We start from the raw sequence: 18,227 nt of genomic DNA on the forward strand, positions 1-18,227 counted from the left end.
TTGTGCGGAGTTCAGATGGAAAGCGTCTGGGCGAGCACGCCCTCCGCGGCCGGCTCGGCGTCGTCGAGCCCGACCAAGCGGGCCGGATTGTCGCCGATCATCGCGCGGATCTCGGCATCGGCATAACCGATCTCGATCAGCATCTGGATGACATGGCGCAGTCCCTCGACCGGCGAGGGATTGCCGACCTGGCCGAGATCCGAGCCGATGATGGTGTTGGCCACGCCGCCCGCATCGACGCACATTTTGAGGCTGTCATGGCTATAGCCCTTGCTCTGGACGCCGGCCCACATGCAGCAGCTATGCTCGAGATAGGCGCCCATCCGGGCCAGTTCGGCCATGTCGGCGACGCTGCAGCCGATCAGGAAGGTCGGGTGGTTGACCAGCAGCCGCGTGACGCCGCGTTGCTTCGCCTCGGCGAAGAGCGGCCAGATCTCGCTGATATGGAGATGCCCCGCCGACAGCACCGCATCATTGGCGGCGATCTGATCGAGGATGAACTTGACCTCGTCCTTGAGCGCGCCGCGTTCGTCGATCACGGTCAGCATCGTCGGGGCGAGCATCGCGTCCTTCGTCGGCAGGAACTGCTTGCGGTGCGAGTGGCGGATATGGTTCGCCGCCGAGAAGGTCGGCATCCACACCAGCCGCGCGCCGAGCTTGAAGCCATGCTCGACCGCATAGGGATTGAGTCCGCCGGTAGTGTTGTTGAGCGGCACGCCGGTGAGCAATTTGACCGAGCCGGGCATGATCTCGTCGAGCAATGCCGCAACCGGCGTCACCGAATAATAATGGTCCTTGAACAGGATTGCGCGCAGCCCCGCGGCCTCGCCCTGCCGGATCGCCTCGACATGGTTGAGGCTGCGCGGCATCACCGAGGGGCCGCTATGGCAATGCAGGTCGATCGCGCCTTTGAGGAGCGCGCTGATACGATCACTCATACTGTCTCACCCTCCGGCATCGGATAGTCGTCGGTATTCAAGACCCAGCCGGGCTTGGCCGAAAAGTCGCGGCGCGGCGGGCAGAACACGTCCAGGAGACGGTTGAGCCCTTCGCCGATCCCCTGCGAGGTATGCGTCGCGGGGGGCGGGATCACCGCCACCGAAGGCGCGGCGCAGCGGGCGTGATCGTCCTCTATCCACTGGGTGGAGTCGCTGATCCACGGCCAGCGCAGATGGTGGATATAGTCCCCGTCGAGCGCGACTGAATATTGCTCGAAATCGTCATGATGGTGCGGCGAGAGATTGTCGGGCGCACGCGGGCCGATACGGCCGTCGCCGAAATTGACCATGATGGTCGACCCGCGATAGATTCGCCCGAAGCGACCCTGCTCGGGCGCGACATTTCCCGAATAGATGCGGACCTTGCGCCCACCGACCGGATCGGGCCAGGCCGCTAGCGGCGGCACGTTGGGATCGGGCTCGGCATAGTCCGCCGCGTTCGTGCATCGCGCCACCAGATCGGCGGATTCGATCGTGAACAGGCGCAAGATGCGGCCACCCTTCAGGACGGTGATCTTGCTGGCGCCCGATGGCACGAAGCTGACCGTCTTGCCGCTGGCGATCTCGCTGCCCTCGGCGATGGCGATCTCGATCTCGACGCCATCGTCGGGGATCACCACGGCATATTCATCGGGCTGGCCGGTCCGCTCGAACACCGCGCCGGCCTCCACCTCGCTATAGGCGACCACCAGCGTCGCCCCGCGCACATACCAGGTCCGGGTGCGATCGGCGCTTTCCTGCGGCGGCTCGGCGTAGAAGCGCGCATAGCTGGCGCGCTTGAAACTCGTCGGCGCCGGGGCCTTTTGCGCGGTGACCAAAGTCGTTCGCAGATCATTCTGCCCGTACATCGGCGCTCCTCATCCACTGTCGCTGTCAATCGCAGCCTGGCTGTTATATAGCGCCTGAGAAAGCCGTTCGTCTAATTCCTTATCGCGGGTGGCCCGATGCCGGATAAGTATCAGAGCGCTACGTATCGGACTCATATCGTGATCCTATCGTAACCCGCCAAAATTGGCATTGGACCTGCACGGGGCACGCGACAACATGCCGGCAAAGCACAACCCGGAAGGGATGGGGAGGGGTTCGAACTTGGCTGACTCAGCGCAAACTCTATCGCGAAGCGCGCCGGCGGCTGCCGATCCCGGATCCGCGCTGGCGCGCCTGCTGCAGCCCCGCTCGATCGCGATCGCCGGGGCTTCGCCCGATCCGGCGACGATAGGCGGCGTCGTCCTCGCCAATTGCGATCGCTTCGGCTTCACCGGCCCGATCCATCTGATCAGCCCGACCCGCGACGAAATCAACGGCCGCCCCTGCGTGCGTTCGGTCGATGATCTCCCGCAAGGCGTCGATGCCCTGGTCCTCAATGTCCCACGCGCGGCGATCCTGCCGGCGGTCAAGGCGGCGGCGCAGCGCGGGGTGGGCGGCGTCATCGTCTTTGCCTCGGGCTTTGCCGAAGGCAGCGAGGACGGCCGCCGCGAGCAGGAAGAGATAGCCCGCGTCTGCCGCGAAGCCGGCATGGCGCTGCTCGGCCCCAATTGCATGGGCTATGTCAATTATGCCGGTGGCGCCGCGCTGACCTTCGAACCCGCGCATCCTCGTCCGCTCGGTGATCGCCGCAGCGTCGCAGTGGTCGCGCAGAGCGGCGCCACTGCATCGGGAATCCGAGCCGGCCTGCTCGGCCGGGAAGTTTCGGTCTCGCTGTCGGTTGCCACCGGGAACGAGGCGGTGGTCCATGCCAGCGACTTGATCGAGCTGATCGTCGCCGAGGGTACCGCCAGTGCCATCGCCATTTATGTCGAGCAGATCCGCAATCCCGAAGCGTTCCTGCGCGCCGTACGCAAGGCGCGCGACGCCGGCATTCCGGTGATCATGATGCATCCGGGCCGCAGCAAGCGTGGCCAGCAAGCGGCGCAATCGCATACCGGCTCGATGGTCGGCGATTATGCGCTGATGCGCACCTCGGTCGAGAACGAAGCGGTGGTCGTCGTCGACACCATGGACGAATTGTTCGACACCGTGGCGATCCTCCATCGCTTCCCGGCGCCGCCCCCCGGCGCGCTCGGCGTAGTCACCAATTCGGGCGCGATCCGCGGCATGGCGTTCGACTTCGCCGAGGATATCGCGCTGCCGATCGCCGATCTGGCCCCCGTGACATTGGCGCACATCGCCACCTTGCTACCCGCCGGAATGGAGATCGACAATCCGCTCGATGTCGGCACCACGGGCTTCACCAATGGCGGCATCTTCGGTCAGTCGGCGAAGGCGATGCTCGAGGACCCGGCGGTCGGCGCGGTGTTGCTGCCGATGGCCGGCGGCGGTCCGTCGCAGCAACGCTCCAAGGCCGATTCGATCATTCCGGTGGCGCTGGCCGCAACCAAGCCCGTCGCCGTCGTCATCACCGGCGATGAATCGGTGCTCGATCCCGAATTCGTCGCGGCGATGCGCGCCAGCGAGACGCCGCTGTTCCGCTCGCCCGAGCGGGCGATGCGCGCCTTCGCTGCCGTCGCGCGCTATGCCGCGGCGCTGCAGAGCGTAGCCGATCGAACACCGGCATCGACGGGGCTGTCCGGCTGGGATGAGGCGGGCGTAAAACCCGAATATGTCGGCAAGGAATTCCTCCGCGCGATCGGCGTGCAGGTGCCTGCCGGCGGACTCGCCGGCACGCTCGACCAGGCTGTCGAAATCGCGGCGCGGATCGGCTTCCCGGTCGTCCTCAAGGCGCAGGCCGCGGCGCTCTCGCACAAGAGCGATGCCGGCGGCGTGATCCTGAATTTGCGCGACGCGGCGCAGCTCCGCGATGGCTGGGCGAAGCTGATCGCCAATATCGGCGCAGTGAAGCTCGACGGCGTATTGGTCGAACAGATGTCGGCGCCGGGTCTCGAGCTCGTCGTCGGCGCACGTAACCATCTCGAATGGGGTCCGTCGGTGCTGGTCGGTCTCGGTGGGGTGCTGATCGAGGCGCTCGACGCCGCCGAACTGCTCCCCGCCGATATCTCGCATGCCCGCGCCGTCGCGCGCATTCGCGGCCTGCGTGGCGCGAAGATGCTGGACGAATTCCGCGGGCGACCCGCGCGCGACGTCGATGCCGTCGCCGATGTGGTGGTCAAGGTCGGCGCCGCGATGCGCGCCGGGCTGGCCATCGAAGAGATCGATATCAACCCACTGATGGTGCTGGCCAAAGGCGAGGGCGCAGTCGCGCTCGACGCACTGGTCGTCACCGGCGCATAATCGAGGATCAGGAAATGGAAACGACCGTGGAAACCACCGAAACCAGGCCCGTCCCCGGCGGCAACACCGTGCTGGTGGAGTTCGAGGACGGGATTGCCTGGGTCCATCTCAACCGCCCCGAAAAGCGCAACGCGATGAGCATGGAGCTGGCGCGCGAGATGAACCAGGTGCTCGACGCGCTCGAGATCGACGATCGCTGCGGCGTGATCGTCCTCACCGGCAGCGGCGAAGCGTTCTCCGCCGGCATGGATCTGCAGGGCTTCTTCCGCGCATCGGACGCAATCAGCGATGTCGAGCGGCACCGCGCCTATCGCGAAACCCGAGCCTGGCAGTGGCGCACCCTGATGTTCTACGCGAAGCCGACCATCGCGATGGTCAACGGCTGGTGCTTCGGCGGCGCCTTCACGCCATTGATCTGCTGCGATCTGGCGATCGCCGATGAGAATGCGGTGTTCGGCCTGTCCGAGATCAATTGGGGGATCATACCCGGCGGGGTCGTCTCCAAGGCGATCTCGACGCTGATGGGCGATCGCGAGGCGCTGTATTATGTGATGACCGGCGAGAAGTTCGACGGGCGTCGCGCCAAGGAAGTCGGCCTGGTCAACGAAGCCGTGCCGGCCGACAAGCTCAAGGAGCGGACTCGCGCGCTCGCCAAAGTCCTGCTCGACAAGAACCCGACGACGCTGCGCCAGGCGCGCATGGCCTATAAATATGCGCGCGAGATGGATTGGGAGCTCGCCGCCGAATATCTCACCGCCAAGGGCGACCAGACCACCTTCGTCGACCCCGAAAAGGGCCGGGAGAAGGGCATGGTGCAGTTTCTCGACGAGAAGACCTACAAGCCCGGTCTCGGCAACTACAAGCGCGAAGGCGAGTAAGCGGCATGCAGCGTCCCAGCGCCGCCAAGGGCAGCGAACTCGCCGCCGTGGCTCCCGGGCTCGTCGAGATCACCGATCGCGTCCTATATGGCGAAGTGTGGGAGCGTAAGGAGTTGTCGAAGCGCGACCGCTCGCTCCTCACCGTCGCGTCGCTGATGACTGCCAACCGGCACCAGCAGCTCGAGGCGCATCTCGGGCTGGCGCTCGACAATGGCGTGACCGAGGAGGAATTGGGCGAGGCGATGTTGCACCTCGCTTTCTATTCCTCCTGGCCCGCCTCGATCACGGCCTCGCGGATGCTGCTCGACGTGATCGCGAAGCGCGCAGCAGCGGGGGCCTAGCCAGCCAGCTCGCCGTCGCGTCAACGTGACGATAAGCGCGGGCCTCGACGCGAAAGGTGCGCTTGTCTCAGGGAAGGGTACTTCAGGGATCCGGAGAAAGCGGTGGCAGCCCGCGGATCAGATCGGAGGCGCGTTCTGCGACCATGATCACCGCGGCGTTGATATTGGCTCCGGGGACGGTCGGCATCACCGACGCATCGACGACGCGCAGGCCGGTAATGCCCTTCACGCGCAATTCGCTGTCGACGACCGCGTCCGGATCCTCGCCCATCCGGCAGGTTCCGGTCGGGTGCTGGGTGATCTTCAGGTTGTTGCGGATGAAATCGTCGAGATCGGCCTCCGTCCCCGGCGCAATCTCCGCCGCTATCATTTCGCGCAATGGAGACTGCGCGAAAATGCGGCGGACCGCCGCTATTCCGCCGCGGATATCGGCGAAGTCGGCAGGAGTCGAAAGCAGATTGAGATCGATACGCGGCTTGTCCAGCGGGTCGGCCGATCGCAATTCGACCGTGCCGCGGCTCTCGGGATGGAGCTGGATCACCATGACCGACAGCACATGGCTCTGCTGCTTGCCGAACGGATACCAGAGCTTGGCGTCGAGCCGCACCGGCAGGAATACCAATTGGATATCGGGCCGCTCGAGTTCCGGCCGGGTGCGCAGCATCTGCACGCCGCTGGTGATCTGGCTGGCGAAGGCGCCTTTGCCGGTCACCAGCCAGCGGAGCACCGACAGCGCGGCGCGGTCGAAGCGGAGGGCGCGGAGAAAGCTGGTGTCGCGCGCGGCGAAGGTCATGTAGACGAGAGGATGCTCTGAAAGTTCGCGGCCGACGCCGGGCGCGTCGACCACTACCGGGATGCCCAGTTCGGCAAGCTGTGTCGCCGGGCCGATCCCCGACAGCATCAGCAATTGCGGCGAATTGTACGCGCCGCCGCTCAATATCACTTCCTTGCGCGCGCGCAGCTCCACGCGTGCGCCATCCTGGCTGATTTCGACACCGACGGCGCGCCTGTCCTCGATCAGCACCCGCGTCGCCTGCGCTCCGGACAATATTCGCAGATTGGGGCGCTTCAGTGCGGGCTTGAGATAGGCGCGCGCCGTGCTCGCTCGCCGCCCGCGGCGATCGACGGTCACTTCGCAGGCGGAAAAGCCCTCTTGCTTCGCGCCGCTCAGATCGTCGCTTTCCTCGAACCCCGCCGCCACTACGGACCGGCGGATCGGTGCCTGCAGCAAGCCGCTGCCATCGACCGGCGTGACGCTCAGCGGCCCCTGGTCGCCATGATCGCGTCCGGCCCCGCGCCAACTGGTTTCCATGCGTCGGAAATAAGGGAGGATCTCGGCATAGCTCCAGCCGCGCGCGCCCATCTGGCGCCAGCCGTCATAGTCGCTCGAATGGCCGCGCATATAGATCATGCCGTTCACCGACGAGGACCCGCCATGCACGCGCCCGCGCGGCAGCGGCAGCGATCGCCCGGCCAATTTGGCGTCCGGCTCGCTGGCATATCCCCAGTCGTAAGCGGGATTGGCGGCCGTCATCATGAAGCCCAGCGGCATCCGGAACAGCCAATTGTCGTCCTTGCCGCCCGCTTCGATCAGCAGCACCGAATCCGTGCCGCTTTCGCTCAGCCGATTGGCGAGCACGCAGCCGGCGGAGCCGGCGCCGACGATGATGTAATCATATTCGCGTTGCATCTCGGGCGTGGCGTCTTTCCGTCATTCGCAAGCCGGAAGGCCCCGGCGAATAGCGATTTTCAGGGCCCGAAAACGTGCCGCGACCCGACTGATCGCGTTGTGACATGGCAAATAGCATTCGACAAGATATAATGCCGTTGGTTATGGTGCATGTCTTGAAGCGGGGGTTCGACAGTCGGGCTCGACCGCTTCGAATGCATTTTCGTGCAGAGAGAGGCCTGAGATGACGAGCGCCGCAGTGTTGGAAAAACCGCAAGTGCCCTCGTTGGAAACGGCGCGTGCCTTTGCTGCAAGCAAGCACCGATTGTTCATCGGCGGCCGCTGGGTCGAGCCGCTGGAGGGCAGGTATTTCGCCAGCCACAATCCGGCGACCGGCAACAAGCATGCCGATATCGGCGAGGCGGGTCAGGCCGATGTCGATAGCGCCGTCGCTGCGGCGCGGGGGGCGATGGACAATCCCGAATGGAGCGAGATGAAGCCGTCGCTGCGGGCGCGCCTGATCAACCGGCTCGCCGATGCGCTCGAAGCGAATATCGACGAGTTCGCCGCGCTCGAGACGCTCGACAACGGCATGCCGGTGCGCGACGCCAAGTTCTTCCACATTCCCCACGCGATCGAATCGCTGCGTTACAATGCCGGCTGGGCGACCAAGCTCAACGGCGAGACCATCGCGCTTTCCGGCATGGGCACTTGGCATGCCTATACGCTGCGCGAACCGGTCGGCGTTGTCGCCCAGATCGTGCCGTGGAACGCGCCGCTCGCCATGGCCTGCGCCAAGATTGCGCCGGCGCTGGCCGCGGGATGCGCAGTGATTCTCAAGCCCGCCGAGGAAACCTCGCTGACCGCGCTGCGGCTGGCGCAACTGATCGAGGAGATCGGCTTTCCCGCCGGCGTGTTCAATCTGCTGACCGGCTTCGGCGAACCCACCGGCGCGGCGCTGACCGCGCATCCGGGTGTCGACAAGGTGACCTTCACCGGATCGACTGCGGTCGGCCGGCTGATCCTCCGCGCCGCTGCCGGCAATTTCAAGCGCGTCACCCTCGAACTGGGCGGCAAGACTCCGGTGATCGTGCTGCCCGATGCCGATCCCGTCCGCGCCATCGAAGGCGCCGCGCGCGCGATCTTCACCAATGCCGGCCAGGTATGCAACGCCGGCTCGCGGCTGTTCGTCCATGAGCGGCATTTCGATCAGGTAGTCGACGGCGTCGGCAAGCTGGCCGACGCGATGAAGCTCGGTTCGGGCCTCGAGGCCGATACCCAGATGGGACCGGTGATTTCGGAGGTCCAGCGGGACCGAGTCCGCGGCTATGTCCGCAGCGGCGTTTCCGACGGCGCGACGCTGCATGCCGGCGGCCGCGAGATTCATGGCGACGGCTTCTTCGTCGCACCGGCCGTGTTGACCGGGACCGATGCCGAAATGGCAGTGCGCCGCGAAGAGATATTCGGGCCGGTGCTCTGCGCGATGTCGTTCGCCGATGCCGATCTCGATCGCATCGCCGCCGACGCCAACGCCAGCGACTATGGTCTGGGCGCCGTAGTGTGGACCAACGATCTGTCGACCGCGCACAAACTGGCGCGCAAGCTCAAGGCCGGGACCGTTCGCGTCAATGGCGGCGGGCTCGATCCGGCGCTGCCGTTCGGCGGCTTCAAGCAATCGGGCTGGGGCCGCGAAAACGGCCGCGAGGGGATCGACGCCTATACCGAGACCAAGTCCATAGCGATCGCGCTCTGACCCGGCTTGTCATATATGTTATTGACGAATGACGTTCGTTAGAAATATGCGGGTTCGAGTGGAGGGGCTGTGTTGAACACGAATTTGGGGACCGGGATCATCGGCGGCGGTATTGGCGGGCTGACGGCCGCGCTGGCGCTGATACGCAAGGGATTCGAGGTGACGGTCTTCGAGCAGGCCAGCGTGCTGGCCGAAGTGGGTGCCGGCCTGCAACTGAGCCCCAACGGCGTCCGCGTGCTTTGCGCGCTCGGGCTCGAACAGGCGCTGCGCGAGATCTGCTTCGAACCCGAGGGCAAGGAGATCCGCCTGTGGAACACCGGCGATACCTGGAAGCTGTTCGATCTCGGCGTCGAATCGTCGGCGCGCTACGGCTTTCCCTACGTCACCGTCCATCGCAACGATCTTCACCAGATTCTGGTTAAAGCGGTCGAGGCGGCATCGCCGGGCGCGATCCGTCTCGATCATCGCTTCCACCAGGTAGAACAGGATTCGGGGAAGGTGACGCTCGCGTTCGAGGGCCAGCCTTCGGCGAAGTTCGACGTCGTCATCGGCGCCGATGGCGTTCATTCGAAGGCACGTGAACTGCTGTTCGGTGCAGGTCCCGCCAAATTCACCGGCATCGTCGCCTGGCGCGGCGTGATCCCCGTCGAATTGCTGCCCGAGCGACTGACTCGGCCGATCGGCACGAATTGGGTCGGTCCCGGCGGGCACGTCATCCATTATCCGATCCGCCGCGGCGAATTGATCAACTTCACCAGCGTGATCGAGCGCCAGGACTGGACCACCGAAAGCTGGATGAGTGCCGGCACCAACCAGGAATATCATGACGATTATCCCGGCTGGCACGAGGATGTGCATGCGTACATAGCGGCGATTCCGCAGCCGTTCAAATGGGCGCTGATCGCACGCCCGCCGATGCAGGAATGGGTCAATGGCCGCGTCGCCTTGCTCGGCGATGCCTGCCATCCGTCGCTGCCGTTCCTCGCGCAGGGTGCGGTGATGGCGCTCGAGGATGCCTGCATCCTGGCGCGCGCCTTCGAGGAATTCGATACGATCGATGAGGCGCTCGATCATTATCAGAAGGCGCGGATCCCGCGGACCACCCGCGCCGTGATGGGCGCCTATGCCAATACCGAGCGTTTCCACAATCCGACGCTCGCCGATCCGCGCAACGCGCAGGCCTATGTCGACGAGCAATGGGCGGCAGACAAGGTGGTCGAGCGCTACGAATGGCTGTTCCGCTACGATGCGACCAGCGTGTCGCTGACCGAGCCCGAGGCAATGGTGTGACCATGGCCCTCCAGAAGACCGAGTGGACGCGTACGCCGCTGATCCTGTCGTTTCCGGACAATCCCAAGTTCAACGAGACCTATGGCTTTGCCGGCAATTCGGGGCATGTGAACCTCGAAGGGCAATTGATGCGCAGCCCCCGGTCCACCGCGCGCACGGTCTACATCTTCATGCACCCGACTTCGGTGCTGCACCTGCTGCCGATGCCGGTGGCGCTCGCCGATGCCGGGCTTGATGTGCTGTGCGCCGCCAGCCGCTATCCGCGCAACGATGCCGCGCTGATCCAGGAAAAGGTCGCGATCGATCTTGGCAAGTGGATCGATTATGCCCGTGGCGAACTCGGCTACGACAAGGTCGTTCTGCTCGGCTGGTCCGGTGGCGGATCGCTGTCGCTCTTCTATCAGGCGCAGGCCGAGACGCCGACAATCACGCACACGCCGGCGGGTGATCCCGTCGATCTGGTCAATGCCGGGCTTCAGCCTGCCGACGGCGTGATCTTCATCGCCGCGCATCTGTCGCGCGCCGAGACGCTCACCGAATGGCTCGACCCCTCGGTGATCGATGAACTGGATCCCGATAATCGCGATCCCGAGTTCGACATCTATTCACCCGACTGCTCCAACCAGCCGCCATACAGCGCCGAGTTCGTGGCGCGCTTCCGCGACGCCCAGCGCGCCCGCAATCGCAAGATCACGGCATGGGCTGTGGACATGCTGGCGACGCTCCGGGCCAAAGGCACTGCAGAGCAGGAGCGCGCCTTCATCGTGCACCGGACGATGTGCGACGTGCGCTGGTTCGATCCCGCGGTCGACCCGTCGGACCGGCGCGTCGGCTGGAGCTATATGGGCGATCCGATCGCGGTGAATGTCGGTCCGGTGGGGCTGGCGCGCTATACGACGCTGCGGTCGTGGCTCAGCCAGTGGAGTTACGACAAGTCGAACGCCAAGGGCCCGCTCAACGCCGCCAAGATCCACAATTCGCCGGTGCTGCTGATCGAGAACACCGCGGACGAAGCCGTGCCCTCGACGCACAATCCCGCAATTTTCGCGGCACTGGCGACTCCCGACAAGGAATATCTCCGGCTCGAGGGCGCGACGCATTATTATCTCGGCCAGCCCGAATTGCTCGCCCGGTGCATCCATGCAGTGATCGACTGGAGCCGGCGGAAGGACCTGCTCGCGCAATGACGCGGACGCCGGCGAGCGAGCGGGATACCGCTCTGATGCTGGCCGAGCTGGTCGGCGTGATTGGCAGCCCGAGCTTTCCCACTCAATTTCTGGCAGCGATGCGAGCGCTTGCCGGAGTCGATTTGTGCTCAGTGTTCCGGCGCGACGCTGCCCAGCCGGTGCAGTTGCTGTTCGCCGAGAGCGCACTGCCGATGGCGGACTTTCCGATCCGCGCCTCACTGGAATATGCCCGCAATTATTGGCGCTCGGACCATCAGATGACGCGGCTGTCGCGCGCCGGCGGCAAGGGGGTGGTGGTGGTGCGCAAGCGCGCGTCCGAGATCGCCGATCCAGCCTATCGCGCCGCCTGTTATGATCGCGCCGGCATTGCCGAGCGGCTGTCGATCGTCTCGCCGGGCGCTTCGACCTTGATCGCCAATGGCTATCGCACGGCCGACAGTGATCCGTTCTCACCCGGCGATGTCGAGCGGCTGGAGCTCTATGCCGGGCTGCTGATGGCGGCACTCGCGTGCCACGATCGTGCGGGTGCGGGGGCCATGCCGATGTTCGACGAGACCGCATTGGTCCAGTCGCTGATGCGACTGCATTGTGGCCTCAGCAGCCGCGAGGCGGAGATTTCGGCGGCGATGATCCTCGGCGAAACCCAGGACGAGATTGCCGCCCGCACCCATCTCTCGCACAGCAGCGTCGTGACGTACCGCCGGCGCGCTTACGGCAAGCTCGGCGTGGCCAATCGCCGCGATCTGGTTCGACTGCATCATCGGTTGGCCGGCGGTGAAGTCGCTTTCCCCGCGGCCCCGACTTAGATATCATACAGGCTGATAAACAAAGATCGCAAAGATCGCGCGGGTAAACAGGAGTTGGGCATGGGGTGGACATTCTTGCGGGTAGCGCTCGTCGCCGGTCTGGCGCTGGGCGCGGCGCAGATCACCCAGGCTCAGAATGCGGCCAATGTCGATCACCAGCGGCTGCTCCACGCAGATCGCACGCCCGGCGAATGGATGGCGCCCGGGCGCACTTATGGCGAGCAGCGCTTCAGCCCGCTGAATCAGATCACCGATGCCAATGTAAACACGCTCGGCCTGGCCTGGTATGCCGATCTGCCGGTCGATCGCGGAGTCGAGGCGTCGCCGCTGATGGTCGGCGGCGTACTCTACAATATCGAGCCGTGGAACGTCACCGTTGCCTATGATGCGAGGACGGGCAAGCAATTGTGGCGCTACGATCCCAAGGTGGATCGCGACAAGGGGCGGCTCGCTTGCTGCGACATCGTCACGCGCGGGCTGGCGGCATGGGAGGGCAAGATCCTGATCGCCACGCTCGACGGGCGGCTGATCGCGGTGGACGCCAAGACCGGCAAGCCGAAGTGGAGCGTCGACACGCTAGAGCCGGTCTGGCCCTATACGATCACCGGCGCGCCGCGCGTGTTCAACGGCAAGGTGCTGATCGGCAATGCCGGCGCCGAGGGCGCGGCGCGGGGCTATGTCACTGCCTATGACGTCGATACCGGCAAGCAATTATGGCGTTTCTACACCGTCCCCGGCGATCCCGCCAAGCCGCAGGCCAGCCCGGCGCTGGAGATGGCCGCCAAGACCTGGAACGGCGAATGGTGGAAGCGTGGCGGCGGCGGCACGGTGTGGGATTCGATCGTCTACGATCCCGATCTCGACCTGGTCTATATCGGCGTCGGCAATGGCGGGCCGTGGGCGCAAGTTTATCGCAGTCCCGGCGGCGGCGACAATCTGTTCCTCTCCTCGATCGTCGCGCTCAATGCCAAGACCGGCGACTATGTCTGGCACTACCAGACCACGCCCGGCGACGAATGGGACTACACCGCCACCCAGTCGATGATCCTCGCCGACCTCGAGATCGACGGCACGGTCCGCAAGGTGCTGATGCAGGCGCCCAAGAACGGCTTCTTCTATGTCCTCGACCGCGCCACCGGAAAGCTGATCTCGGGCCAGCCTTATGTGGCGACGAGCTGGGCCAACGGCATCGACCTGGCGACCGGTCGTCCCAACGTGAATCCAGAGGCGCGCTACGGCGTCACTCCGGTGATGATCACGCCGGGGCCGGGCGGCGGGCATAACTGGAACCCGATGGCGTTCAGCCCGCAGACCGGCCTCGCTTATTTCCCGGTCACCGAGATGTACATGGCCTATGCGGTCAATCCCAATTTCAAGCCGACGCCCGGCAATATGAGCCAGCTCGGCATCGCCACCACCGGCTATGAACTGACTCGCAGGGCCGCGAACGCCTATGCCGCGGCGAACAACAAGACTTGGCTGACGGCATGGGACCCGATCGCGCAGAAGGAGCGCTGGCGCGTGCCCTATCCGGTGCGCGGCAGCGGCGGCCTGCTCGCGACCGGCGGCAATCTGGTGTTCCAGGGCACCGTCGGCGGCACCTTCGCGGCCTATCGCGCCGATACCGGCGAGAAGCTCTGGGAAATGCCGGTCCAGCAGGTCCCGATCGCCGCGCCGATCAGCTATCGGATCGGCGGCGTCCAATATATCGCCGTCAATGCCGGCTGGGGCGGGGGCCTTGCCCATTCGACCACTGCCAAGTCGCTCGGTTTCCCACTCTCCCCGTCGCCGCGGCTCTTGGTGTTCAAGCTCGGCGGTACCGTCCAGCTTCCCGAGATCGAAGGCGCCGGCCCCGAACTGGTGCGCCCGGCCGATACGACCGCCAGCGCCGACATCATCGCGCGCGGCGAACAGGTCTATGCGCAGCAATGCTCCTCCTGCCACGGCGAACAGGCCCGCGGCGGCGTCAAGGATCTCCGACGCATGACGCCGGCGACGCACGGCGAATTCCTCGACATCGTCCTGGGCGGCAAGCGGCGCGAGAAGGGGATGGCGAGCTTTGCCGATCTGCTCGCGAAGGGCGATGCGGAGGCGATCCACGCCTATCTGATCCGGCGTTCGAACGAGGATTGGGCGAGTATCGCCAAGGGGGAATGAAGCGGAGCGCATGGAGCGGGCAGGGGACGGAGAAAGCACGGGCGCTCGCGCTGCACCCACAAGGTCGCCCTTTTCCTATCCTGTCTTCCGCGCGATCTGGACGGCCAATCTCCTCTCCAACCTGGGCTATCTGATCCAGTCGGTCGGGGCGTCGTGGCTGATGACGCAATTGGCGCCGTCGCCGGCGATGGTCGCCCTGGTCCAGGCATCGGTCAGCCTGCCGGTGCTGCTGCTGGCACTGGTCGCCGGCGCCATCGCCGACAGTCTCGATCGGCGGCGCGTGATGCTGGTCGCGCAATGTTTCATGCTGGCGGTGTCGCTGAGCCTGTCGCTATTGGCCGGGCTCCATTTGGTGACGCCTTTGCTGCTGCTCGGTTTCACGTTCCTGATCGGCTGCGGGATGGCGCTCAACGGCCCTGCTTCGCAGGCCGCAGTCGGCGACATGGTCCCCAAGGCCGCGCTCCCCGCCGCGATCGGCTATAACAGCGTCTCGTTCAACGTCGCGCGCAGCGCCGGGCCGGCGATCGGCGGGGCGATCGTCGCGGCGGCCGGCGCAGCGGCGGCGTTCGCGGCCAATTGCTTCAGCTACGTCTGGCTGATCCTGGTGCTGCTGCGCTGGCGGCCGCAGCCCGATGCCAGGGAACTCCCGCCCGAGCGGATCGGCAGCGCCGTGGCGAGTGGTATCCGTTATGCCGCGATGTCGCCGCATCTGCTCAAGGTGATGCTGCGCGCGGTGATGTTCGCTGGCGCTTCGAGTGCGATTTCGGCGCTGATGCCGGTGGTCGCCCGCGATCTGCTGCATGGCGGTGCAATCACTTATGGCGTGCTGCTCGGCGGCTTCGGCGTGGGTGCGATCGGCGGGGCGCTGCTCAGCGCGCCGCTGCGCAAGCGGATGCCGGCGCAATCGGTCGTCGGGCTTGCCGCCACGGCCGTCGCAATCGGCGCGGTCGGAACCGCAGAGGGCGCGCATATCGCCGTCGTTCTGCCGGCGCTGACGCTCGCCGGTGGCGGATGGATCCTGGCGATGTCCACGCTCAACGCGACGATGCAACTCGCTTCGCCGCGCTGGGTCGTGGGGCGTTCGATCGCCTTGTACCAGACCGCGGCATTCGGCGGCCTGGCATTGGGCGCGTGGCTGTTCGGCATGGCGGCGACCGCCTATGGCATCCGCACCGCCCTGCTCGCGGCGGCCGCCCTGCAATTGCTCGGCGTGCTGGCGGGACACTATATCCGCCTCCCGCATGTCGACGATCTCAATCTCGATCCGCTGCGCCGCTGGAGCGAGCCGGCCATAGAACTTCCGGTGGAAGCCCGCAGCGGCCCGGTGTCGATCACGCTCAGCTACCGTATCGATCCTGCCGACACCGCCGAATTCCTCGCGGTGATGCGCGAGCATCGCCGCGTCCGCCTGCGCGATGGCGCGCGGCGCTGGTCGCTGTCGCGCGATCTCGCCAATCCGCCGCTGTGGGTCGAGCGCTATCAGGTTCCGACCTGGCTCGAATATGTCCGGCACAATCAGCGCCGTACCCATGCCGATGCGGTCAATCTCGACCGCATTCACCGCCTGCATCGCGGCGACGGGCCACCCGAAATACGTCGTTTGATCGAGGTCCAGCCAGGCGTGGACCATGTCGCCGATGCGGACCCGGTCCCGCGGCCTTTCACCGACCATCCCTGATCGGCTCAGTTACGAAACACCACCGTCTTCGCGCCGTTCAGGAGGACGCGGTCGTCGAGGTGGAGCTTCACTGCCTTGGCGAGCACCCGCCGTTCGATATCACGGCCTTTGGCGACCAACTCTTCGGGGCGGTCGGCATGCGTGATGCTCTCGACATCCTGGGCGATGATCGGGCCTTCGTCGAGATCCGATGTGACGTAATGGGCGGTCGCGCCGATCATCTTGACGCCACGTGCATAGGCCTGGTGATAGGGCTTGGCGCCCTTGAAGCCGGGCAGGAAGCTGTGATGGATGTTGATGCACCGCCCTGAGAGATAGGCCGCCATGTCGTTCGACAGGATCTGCATGTAGCGCGCGAGGATGATCAGCTCGGCGCCGGTTTTCTCGATCAGTTCCTTGATCTGGGTTTCCTGGTCATTCCGCGTGGCCGGGGTCACCGGCAAATAGTGGAAGGGCAGAGCGTCGATCAGCGGCGTCGCCAATGCTTCGCGCGGATGATTCGAGACGATGCCCACGGCGTCCATATCGAGATCGCCAGTGCGCAGGCGATAGAGCAGATCGACCAGGCAGTGATCGAATTTGGAGACGAGGATCAGCGTGCGTCGGCGCTCGGCGCGGGGCCGCATCTGCCACGCGATTTCGAACTTGCGCGCCAGCGCCGCGAATTCGCGATGGACATATTCGTAGCGCACCGTGCCGCTGAGCGTGAATTCGACGCGCATGAAGAAGCGTCCGGTCTCGGCATCGTCGAACTGCTGCGCCTCGAGGATATTGCCTCCGCATTGGGCGAGGTAGCTCGAGATCCCCGCGACGATGCCGGGACGGTCGAGACAGGAGAGGGTGAGAAGGTAGGAGTCGGTCATCGTCATTCGGTCACCTGGAAACCCGATGCCGACGCGCGCAACTCGAACCCGCCGGCGGCGACCGACCCCATCCACCGCGCAGTGCGATCGAGACCGCCGAACGGGAAGAGATGGAAGCCCATCGGCTGAAGGTCGTGATATGCCGCTGTCTCGGCGAGATCGCGGATGATCGGATCCGGGGTGGTGTCGACGAGCAATCGCGCGATCGATGCGCTGCGCGTGACGAGCGACCTTGCCGAGGCACCGACCCCGCAGATCGCCGCGAAGCGCAGCAGGGTACGGATGCCGGCGGGGCCGGCCAGTCCGATGCGCACCGGCACGTCATGGCGCGCGCGGAAATCGAGCAGCCAGCGCAGGATCGGATCGGCATCGAAGCAGAATTGGGTGATCACGCCGGGGGTCATGCCCAGTGCACGGACTGCGGCGATCTTGGCATCGAGCGTCGCGTTCAGCGTGGCGTGGTCCACCTTGGGATGCCCCTCGGGATAGCCGCCCAGCCAGATCCGAGACAAAGCGGGCTGGGCGAAAGCCGCGCTGGCGATCAGCGCAGCACTATCCTCGAACGGACCGCTGGCCTGCTTAACGTCGCCGCTGATCACCAGCAATTGGCGCACGCCGGCTTCGTCGCATAGCCGGCGCAGCAGGCGCTGGAGATGGTCGTCGCTGGTCACCATCCGCGCGGCGATATGCGGGACCGGCTCGAAGCCGGCCTCGCGCAACCGCCGTGAGGCGAGAACGCGGGCTTCGTCGTCATCCAGCGGCAGCCAGGTCACCGAAACCAGCGTGCCTGGCGATAGCCGGGCGATCGCCGCGTCGATCCCCCTGGCATCGCGCGCGGCGACTTCGTACGAAGCCTCGCGAGCGAGACCGGCGATGCGCTCGCGCACCGTCGCCGGCTCGGCCGCGCTTAGCGGCGCGGTGAGCGCGCTTTGCACCGTCACTGCCTCAGTAACGGTAATGGTCGGGCTTGAACGGTCCTTCGACCGGCACGCCGATATAACCCGCTTGCTTGCTCGTCAGCTTGGACAGCTTGACGCCGAGCTTCTCGAGGTGGAGCGCCGCGACCTTCTCGTCGAGATGCTTCGGCAGGACATACACTTCGTTGTTGTAGTTCTCGCCCTTGGTGAACAGCTCGATCTGCGCCAGCGTCTGGTTGGTGAAGCTTGCCGACATCACGAACGACGGATGACCGGTCGCGCAGCCGAGATTCACCAGGCGGCCCTTGGCGAGGATGATGATCTGCTTGCCGTCGGGGAACTTGACCAGGTCGGTGCCCGGCTTCACTTCGTCCCACTCGTAATTGCTGAGCGCGGCGATCTGGATCTCGCTGTCGAAATGGCCGATATTGCAGACGATCGCCATCGGCTTCATCGCGCGCA

Annotated in this window: 15 protein-coding genes; 9 read left to right on the plus strand and 6 right to left on the minus strand. The window is 65.5% G+C overall.

The window, feature by feature from the left end; translation table 11 throughout:
• Positions 1-11: 11 nt before the first annotated feature.
• On the minus strand, positions 12-938 hold the full coding sequence (locus E5A73_RS09740) for a DUF6282 family protein (protein ID WP_135963610.1): 927 nt from the start codon (positions 936-938) through the stop codon (positions 12-14).
• Complete coding sequence (locus E5A73_RS09745; protein WP_135963611.1) at positions 935-1,846, minus strand: cupin domain-containing protein; 912 nt, start codon at positions 1,844-1,846, stop codon at positions 935-937. The genes E5A73_RS09740 and E5A73_RS09745 overlap by 4 nt, the downstream gene beginning before the upstream one ends.
• Before the next feature lie 241 nt (positions 1,847-2,087).
• On the opposite strand from E5A73_RS09745, the gene E5A73_RS09750 reads away from it, so the two are divergent.
• Genes E5A73_RS09750 through E5A73_RS09760 form a run of 3 tightly spaced genes read left to right on the plus strand, consistent with a single transcriptional unit; the run spans position 2,088 to position 5,445 of the window.
• Complete coding sequence (locus E5A73_RS09750; RefSeq protein ID WP_206366443.1) at positions 2,088-4,226, plus strand: acetate--CoA ligase family protein; 2,139 nt, start codon at positions 2,088-2,090, stop codon at positions 4,224-4,226.
• Positions 4,227-4,240: 14 nt separating this feature from the next.
• Complete coding sequence (locus E5A73_RS09755) at positions 4,241-5,104, plus strand: p-hydroxycinnamoyl CoA hydratase/lyase (RefSeq protein ID WP_135963612.1); 864 nt, start codon at positions 4,241-4,243, stop codon at positions 5,102-5,104.
• Positions 5,105-5,109: 5 nt separating this feature from the next.
• Positions 5,110-5,445 (plus strand): carboxymuconolactone decarboxylase family protein, encoded by a 336-nt coding sequence (locus tag E5A73_RS09760; protein WP_135963613.1) that lies wholly within the window; start codon positions 5,110-5,112, stop codon positions 5,443-5,445.
• Positions 5,446-5,527: 82 nt separating this feature from the next.
• Here E5A73_RS09760 and E5A73_RS09765 read toward each other — a convergent pair whose 3' ends face one another.
• Entirely contained in the window at positions 5,528-7,135 is a 1,608-nt protein-coding gene (locus E5A73_RS09765) for a GMC family oxidoreductase (protein WP_135963614.1), read from the minus strand.
• 256 nt (positions 7,136-7,391) lie between these two features.
• Between E5A73_RS09765 and E5A73_RS09770 the strand changes: the two genes are divergently transcribed.
• The 6 genes from E5A73_RS09770 (at position 7,392) to E5A73_RS09795 (ending at position 15,985) form a co-directional block, all read left to right on the plus strand.
• Positions 7,392-8,867, plus strand: a complete 1,476-nt coding sequence (locus tag E5A73_RS09770; protein WP_276605807.1) for an aldehyde dehydrogenase family protein — start codon at positions 7,392-7,394, stop codon at positions 8,865-8,867.
• A 72-nt stretch (positions 8,868-8,939) separates the two neighbouring features.
• A complete protein-coding gene (locus E5A73_RS09775; RefSeq protein WP_206366444.1) occupies positions 8,940-10,157 on the plus strand; it encodes an FAD-dependent monooxygenase in 1,218 nt (405 codons plus the stop codon).
• 2 nt (positions 10,158-10,159) lie between these two features.
• On the plus strand, positions 10,160-11,344 hold the full coding sequence (locus E5A73_RS09780; RefSeq protein WP_135963665.1) for an alpha/beta hydrolase family protein: 1,185 nt from the start codon (positions 10,160-10,162) through the stop codon (positions 11,342-11,344).
• Positions 11,341-12,150 carry a helix-turn-helix transcriptional regulator gene (locus E5A73_RS09785; protein WP_135963616.1) on the plus strand — a complete coding sequence of 270 codons (810 nt, stop codon included), beginning with the start codon at positions 11,341-11,343 and terminating at the stop codon, positions 12,148-12,150. Before E5A73_RS09780 ends, E5A73_RS09785 begins: the two co-directional genes overlap by 4 nt.
• Before the next feature lie 60 nt (positions 12,151-12,210).
• Entirely contained in the window at positions 12,211-14,307 is a 2,097-nt protein-coding gene (locus tag E5A73_RS09790) for a PQQ-dependent dehydrogenase, methanol/ethanol family (RefSeq protein ID WP_135963617.1), read from the plus strand.
• Positions 14,308-14,317: 10 nt separating this feature from the next.
• Positions 14,318-15,985, plus strand: coding sequence for an MFS transporter (locus E5A73_RS09795; protein WP_135963618.1), 1,668 nt, complete (start codon positions 14,318-14,320; stop codon positions 15,983-15,985).
• A gap of 5 nt (positions 15,986-15,990) precedes the next feature.
• Here E5A73_RS09795 and purU read toward each other — a convergent pair whose 3' ends face one another.
• The 3 genes from purU to E5A73_RS09810 all read right to left on the minus strand — a co-directional run.
• Complete coding sequence (gene purU / locus E5A73_RS09800; protein ID WP_135963666.1) at positions 15,991-16,848, minus strand: formyltetrahydrofolate deformylase; 858 nt, start codon at positions 16,846-16,848, stop codon at positions 15,991-15,993.
• 2 nt (positions 16,849-16,850) lie between these two features.
• Positions 16,851-17,783, minus strand: coding sequence for a methylenetetrahydrofolate reductase (locus E5A73_RS09805; RefSeq protein ID WP_206366445.1), 933 nt, complete (start codon positions 17,781-17,783; stop codon positions 16,851-16,853).
• Positions 17,784-17,793: 10 nt separating this feature from the next.
• Positions 17,794-18,227, minus strand: a 434-nt coding sequence (locus E5A73_RS09810) for an adenosylhomocysteinase (protein ID WP_135963620.1), incomplete at its 5' end; no start/stop codon positions are given.

The sequence above is a fragment of the Sphingomonas gei genome (assembly GCF_004792685.1).
Taxonomy (GTDB): domain Bacteria; phylum Pseudomonadota; class Alphaproteobacteria; order Sphingomonadales; family Sphingomonadaceae; genus Sphingomonas; species Sphingomonas gei.